Below are 5,792 nucleotides of genomic sequence, written 5' to 3'. Positions count from 1 at the left end.
GTTGCTGGGCCGCCGTCAGGTAGCAATTGGGATCAGAACATTGTCCAGGCTTCCTGCAGGACGCCGCGGATGATCTGCTCCATCTCGTCGAACTCGTTCTGACCGACGGTCAGCGGAGGCGAGAGCTGGATGACCGGGTCGCCACGGTCATCGGCGCGGCAGTACAGACCGCTGTCGTACATCTTCGCCGACACGAAGTTCTTGAGAATCCGCTCGGACTCCTCTTCGGTGAACGATTCCTTCGTGTCCTTGTCCTTGACGAGTTCGATTCCGTAGAAGAATCCCTCACCGCGGACGTCACCGACGATCGGCAGGTCCTTGAGCTTCTCGAGCGTGAACTTGAACGCCGCAGCATTCTCGTGCACGTGGTCGTTGAGCTTCTCCTCTTCGAAGACGTCGAAGTTCGCCATCGCCGCGGCACAGGCGACGGGGTGACCGCCGAAGGTGTAGCCGTGGTAGAAGGTCTCGTCTCCGCCGGGGCCGAAGGGCTCGAAGAGTCGATCGGAGGCGATCATCGCACCCAGCGGTGCATAGCCGGAGGTGATGCCCTTGGCCGAGGTGATGATATCGGGAACATAGCCGAAGTCGTTGCAGGCGAACATGTCGCCGATGCGACCATAGGCGCAGATCGTCTCGTCCGAGACCAGCAGCACATCGTACTCGTCGCAGATCTCGCGGACCCGTTCGAAGTACCCGGGAGGCGGCGGGAAGCAGCCGCCGGAGTTCTGCACAGGCTCGAGGAAGACGGCCGCCACGGAGTCGGCACCTTCGAACTCGATGGCCTCACCGATGCGATCGGCGGCCCAGCGGCCGAAGGCCTTCTCATCGTGGGCGAGGTGCTCCGGCGCTCGGTAGAAGTTCGTGTTCGGCACTTTGTGCGCACCGGGGACCAGCGGAGCGAACTGCTCCCTCAGACCCGGCAGCGAAGTCACCGACAGCGCACCGTGCGGGGTGCCGTGGTAGGCGGTGGCCCGCGAGATGATCTTGTGCTTGCCGGGCTTGCCGACGAGCTTGAAGTAGTTCTTCGCCAGCTTCATCGCCGACTCGACCGAGTCGCCGCCGCCGGAGGTGAGGAAGACCCGGTTGAGATCGCCCGGCGCATAGCTGGCCAGACGTTCCGAGACCTCGATCGCCTGCGGGTGCGCATACGACCACAGCGGCATGAACGGCAGCTTCAGCGTCTGGTCGTACATCGCCTTCGCGATCTGCTCACGACCGTGGCCGACCTGAACGGTGAACAGGCCGGCGAGACCGTCGAGGTACTTCTTGCCCTTGTCGTCGAAGATGTGGTGGCCCTCGCCGCGTACGATGACCGGCGCCTCACCACCGTTGAACAGTGCTTGGTGTGGTGACATGTGCATCCACACGTTGTTGCGGATGGCATCCTGATAAGGAGTGCCGGCCCTGGTGACATTGTCTGTCATCGCGTCCCCCAGTTGTATTTCTGCTTTTCGAGTGAGAGGTACATGAAGAGCTCCGTATCCACGACGGCATCGATCGAGCGGAGCTCCTCATTGACGAACTCGATCAGATGCCGATCCGATTCACACACGATCTCGACCAGAAGGTCGAACGAACCGGCGGTGACGACGAGGTAGTCGATTTCGTCGTAGTCGTGCAGCTTCTCGGCGACCGCGGAGATGTCTCCGCGGACCTTCAGCCCCACCATCGCCTGCCGCGCGAATCCCAGACTCAGCGGGTCGGTCACGGCGACGATCTCCATGACGCCCGAATCGATGAGCCGCGACACTCGCTGGCGCACGGCGGCCTCGGACAGGCCGACGGACTTGCCGATGGCCGAATAGGATTTCCGTCCGTCGTGCTGCAGCTCAACGATGATCGCCTTAGATTTCTCGTCGAGATTCCCCAGTCGGGAACCGCTGCCGTTCGGCAGAAGCGGGTCCATTTCTCACCTCCGTGATGTGCGTCTCAGAACAATCTACCACCGAATCTGCTGAAATGCGCTGTGGAGTATGCGAATTCCGTCGAAACTGAAAATATTTGGTTCTGGATTCGTCAATATCGCCGAGGCGGCCGACAGGTATCCGCGCCTCGTGCCGTTACCGGCGCGCCCGGGTCCGCCGGTGGCAACCGCCCGAAACCGCCGCAGGCAACCACCCGGATCCGTCGGCACCTGATCACCCGAACCGGTTGTTCGCCGACCACCCGAAGTGGCGGTTCGCCGAGTGCCGGGGCCCGACGTCGGCGGTCGTCGATATCCCTGTTGCGAAGGACTGCGAATCGCCGCTGCGAAAGCCCGCGGATCCCCGCAGACGCGCGGATCGACAGGCCGTCGACAACACGCGCATCGACAGTGATTGACAGTATGTGAGCGAGATCACCACACTGGGATCATGAATGAGGGTGAGCTGTTCTACAGCGGCGACGACAATCGCCCGGATGTGTACGGGATGCGTCCCGGAGCCGAGCAGGGGCAGGCCGGCAAAGAGGTCAAGGCGCGTTCGCAGCCTGTTCCCGGCGAAGTCGATACGATCGGCGCGAACGAACTGTCGTTCAGCGCCGAGGAGTACCTCGGGCGGATCGCCTCGGTGCGCAACAGGATGCTCGACCAGGGCCTGGCCGCGCTCATCGTCACCGACCCGGCGAACATCTACTACCTCACCGGCTACAACGCGTGGTCCTTCTACACCCCGCAGCTGCTCTTCGTGCCCTCGTCGGGACCGATGACGCTGTTCATGCGCGATATGGACGCGCGCGGTGCCTCGCACACCTCCTGGCTGCCGCCCGAGGACATCGTTGGCTATCCCGAACGCTATGTGCAGCGTCCGCATATCCACCCCTTCGACTGGGTCGCCTTCGCCCTGCGTCAGCGCTGGGAGGTCGCCCGTGCCTCGACGATGCCGGTCGGGGTGGAGATGGATTCGCATTTCTTCTCCCCACGAGCCTTCCGGGCGCTTGTCAACGGGGTGCCCGAATGGCGCCTCGTCGACTCCTTCGAACTCGTCAACTGGATCCGCGCGGTCAAATCTCCGGCGGAGATCGCGCTCATGCGCAAGGCCGCGAAGGTGACCACGGCTGCCATGGACGCGGCGCTGGGCACGATCGGCGTCGGCGTCGGTCAGAACGAAGTGGCGGCCGCGATCTCCGAAGCCCAGACCAGGGGCGGCGACGGAGTCTGGGGTGACTATCCCTCGATCGTCCCGCTCATGCCCACCGGCGAAAGCGCGGACACCCCGCATCTGAGCTGGACCGACCGGAAGTTCGAACGCGACGAATCGGTGAGCATCGAACTCGCCGGAGTCCACCTCCGTTACCATGTTCCGCTGGCTCGCACCGCGGTGACCGGGCGACCGAAGCAGGAGCTCGTCCGCCTCGAAGGCGTGGTCGCCGAGGCGCTGTCCGCGGTCCTCGACGTCGCCGCTCCCGAGGTGCCCACCGCGGAGCTCGCGCGCACCTGGAACCGCGTGCTGGCTCTGTCGGGGTTGGAGAAGCCCAGTCGGCTGGGCTACTCGATCGGGATCGGCTACCCGCCTGACTGGGGTGAGCGGACGATCTCGATCCGCACCGAGGACGAGCAGATCCTCGAGGCGGGAATGACCTTCCACCTCATCGGCGGAATGTGGATGAACGGGTACGGAATCGAGCTGTCGGAACCGGTGCTCATCACCGACAACGGCTGCGAACCGTTCACCAATTTCCCGCGCGAGATCATCCGCGTCTGAGGTCCTCCGCGGTCGCGCCGCGTGCGCATCCCGCCTGCCTCAGCACTCTTCGCCCGCGTCCTGGAGCCGGAGTCTCCGGCGTCGATCAGACGAAGAACTGGATCCACAGGCCGAGAGCGAGGGCGTTGATCCCCGCCACCGCGATCGCCCGGCCCTGCACCCAGGCGATGTCCTGCGCCGAGGCGGCCACCGACGAATCGGCGATCTGCACGGCCATCGCCACCCGTGGGGGAGCGGCGAGAGCGGCCAGTGATCCTGCCGCGTTTCCGGCCGCGACGACCGGCAGAGCCGAGACGTGCGATGATGCGGCGGCCGCGGTCAGGGTGCCGGTGAACATCGAGTTCGCTCCTGTGTTCGACCCGGTGAGCACCGCTCCGATGGAGTTCAGCCACGGAGTCAGCAGGATGAGTCCGGCCGGCAGCAGGGAGCCGATCGCCTCGCTCATCCCCGTGGTCGTCATGATCCAGCCCATGAGCATGAACGCGGCGGTCCCGACGCCGATGGGCACCCAGGAACGTATGGCCGCAACGGTGACTTCGCGTCTGCTGGCGACGGCGAAGGCGGCGATGAGGCAGGCGGCGGCCAGCCAGAACGGGGGAGAGGCGATGATCTGCGTGAGGGGCGAGGGCAGCGCGGCGTGCAGGGCCCGCGCCAACAGCAGCCCGACCGTGAGCACCCCGTAGGGCAGAACCGCCACGCCGAGGCGACGCGTCATCCCCGTGGCTCTCTTGCGGATCATGAACAGCGCACCGACGAGCAGGATGACGATCAGCGATCCGATGATCCCCGACGGGGCCATGCCGATGACAGAGCTGGAAGCGAGGATCCCCGCCCACATGAGTGCGCCGGAACCGATGATCCCCAGCGCCGAGGCGGCGGACGGTCGCATGATCGCGACCACCGCGATCGCGACGATGATGACCGGAATCGCATTGATCCAGGCCGTGGCCAGGCCGAGTTCGTCGACATCCAGCCCGGCGAGCGCCGCCGCTACGGTGGTGCCGGGTCCCAGGGCACCCCATGGGACGGCGATGAGCCCGAGGAGGCCGAGGATCGCGGACTGCCGCAAAGTGCAGCCGAGGTGACGCAGGATCGGCACCCCGACGGTGACACCGATGCCGAAGCCGGTGACCGATTCCGCGAAGGGCACGATGCCGAACACGACGAGCGCGACACCGAGCGGGCGGCCCGGTGACAGCGACTCGACCCAGGACGAGATCTGCGACATCGATCCCGCGGACTCGAGCAGCCGGGCAAGCAGCATGCCGAAGAGCAGGATGAGCGCGACCTCGAGGATGAGCGGAAAGTAGTCGATCCCCGATTCCACCAGCACCGAGGCGGGAGTGGGGAAGACGAAGGCGACGAGACCGGCCGCGAGCACGGCGCCCGCGAGAGCGGCGACCCAGGAACTCTGCTTGAGCAGGAGGAGGACGATGGCAATGAGGATCGGGGTGAGAGCCAGCACTGCCGCCATGGGGTGAAGTTTCCTTTGTGAGATGTGATTCTATGATCCAAGAATAGAATATGATGCTCCAATGGCGAAAGAAGAGGATCTCGGCGCACGTGTCTTCGGCGCCCGCATCAGAGCTCGGCGCAAGTACAACAACCTCACCCTCAACGAGCTCGCGGTGAGGGCGGGACTGTCGCGCGCCGCTCTGTCGAAGATCGAACGGGGCGAGCAGGACACATCGGTATCGAACGCCATGGGCCTCTCCCGCGCACTCGGCGTCGACGTCGGCGAACTGCTGGCCGCCCCGGAAGTCACCATCACCCGCAGCGAGGCGATCCCCACGACCTCGACCTTCGGCAAGGGGGTCTGGCGGCGGGATCTGCCATCGGCGATCGAGAACATGGAGGTCGTGCACTACCGTCTCGACCCGCGCAGCGAGACCTCGGCCTTCGCCGCCCACCGCAGCGGATCGCGTGAGAGCTTCTTCGTCCTCAAAGGCAGCATCGAGGTCGTCACCATCGACCGTCGTACGACCCTGTACGCCGGTGACTGCGCCCAGGCTCCCGGGGACGTTCCACACCAATTGGCCAACCCTCACGACGAGCCCGCCGAACTCATGCTCATCATCGTCTGACCCCGCCGCACCCCTTCTTACTACC

Annotated in this window: 5 protein-coding genes; 2 read left to right on the top strand and 3 right to left on the bottom strand. The window is 65.1% G+C overall.

The annotated features are described in order from the left end of the window. Positions 1-32: 32 nt before the first annotated feature. Entirely contained in the window at positions 33-1,424 is a 1,392-nt protein-coding gene (locus tag ACSBQT_RS17750; protein ID WP_169252425.1) for an aspartate aminotransferase family protein, read from the bottom strand. Further along, the gene (locus ACSBQT_RS17745; RefSeq protein ID WP_101547408.1) at positions 1,421-1,906 is read right to left on the bottom strand and encodes an Lrp/AsnC family transcriptional regulator; all 486 of its coding nucleotides are present in this window, start codon (positions 1,904-1,906) and stop codon (positions 1,421-1,423) included. The genes ACSBQT_RS17750 and ACSBQT_RS17745 overlap by 4 nt, the downstream gene beginning before the upstream one ends. Before the next feature lie 448 nt (positions 1,907-2,354). Here ACSBQT_RS17745 and ACSBQT_RS17740 point away from each other — a divergent pair, with 448 nt between their 5' ends. Beyond that, a complete protein-coding gene (locus ACSBQT_RS17740) occupies positions 2,355-3,683 on the top strand; it encodes a M24 family metallopeptidase (RefSeq protein ID WP_435002196.1) in 1,329 nt (442 codons plus the stop codon). Between the two features lie 85 nt (positions 3,684-3,768). Here the strand turns inward: ACSBQT_RS17740 and ACSBQT_RS17735 are convergent, their stop codons facing one another. Then, the gene (locus ACSBQT_RS17735; RefSeq protein ID WP_435002195.1) at positions 3,769-5,157 is read right to left on the bottom strand and encodes an L-lactate permease; all 1,389 of its coding nucleotides are present in this window, start codon (positions 5,155-5,157) and stop codon (positions 3,769-3,771) included. A gap of 61 nt (positions 5,158-5,218) precedes the next feature. Between ACSBQT_RS17735 and ACSBQT_RS17730 the strand changes: the two genes are divergently transcribed. Then, on the top strand, positions 5,219-5,767 hold the full coding sequence (locus tag ACSBQT_RS17730) for a helix-turn-helix domain-containing protein (RefSeq protein WP_410711487.1): 549 nt from the start codon (positions 5,219-5,221) through the stop codon (positions 5,765-5,767). Positions 5,768-5,792: the final 25 nt, after the last annotated feature.

The organism is Brevibacterium sp. H602 (assembly GCF_051172395.1).
GTDB lineage: Bacteria > Actinomycetota > Actinomycetes > Actinomycetales > Brevibacteriaceae > Brevibacterium.
This window is presented reverse-complemented; position numbering and strand designations above follow the sequence as displayed.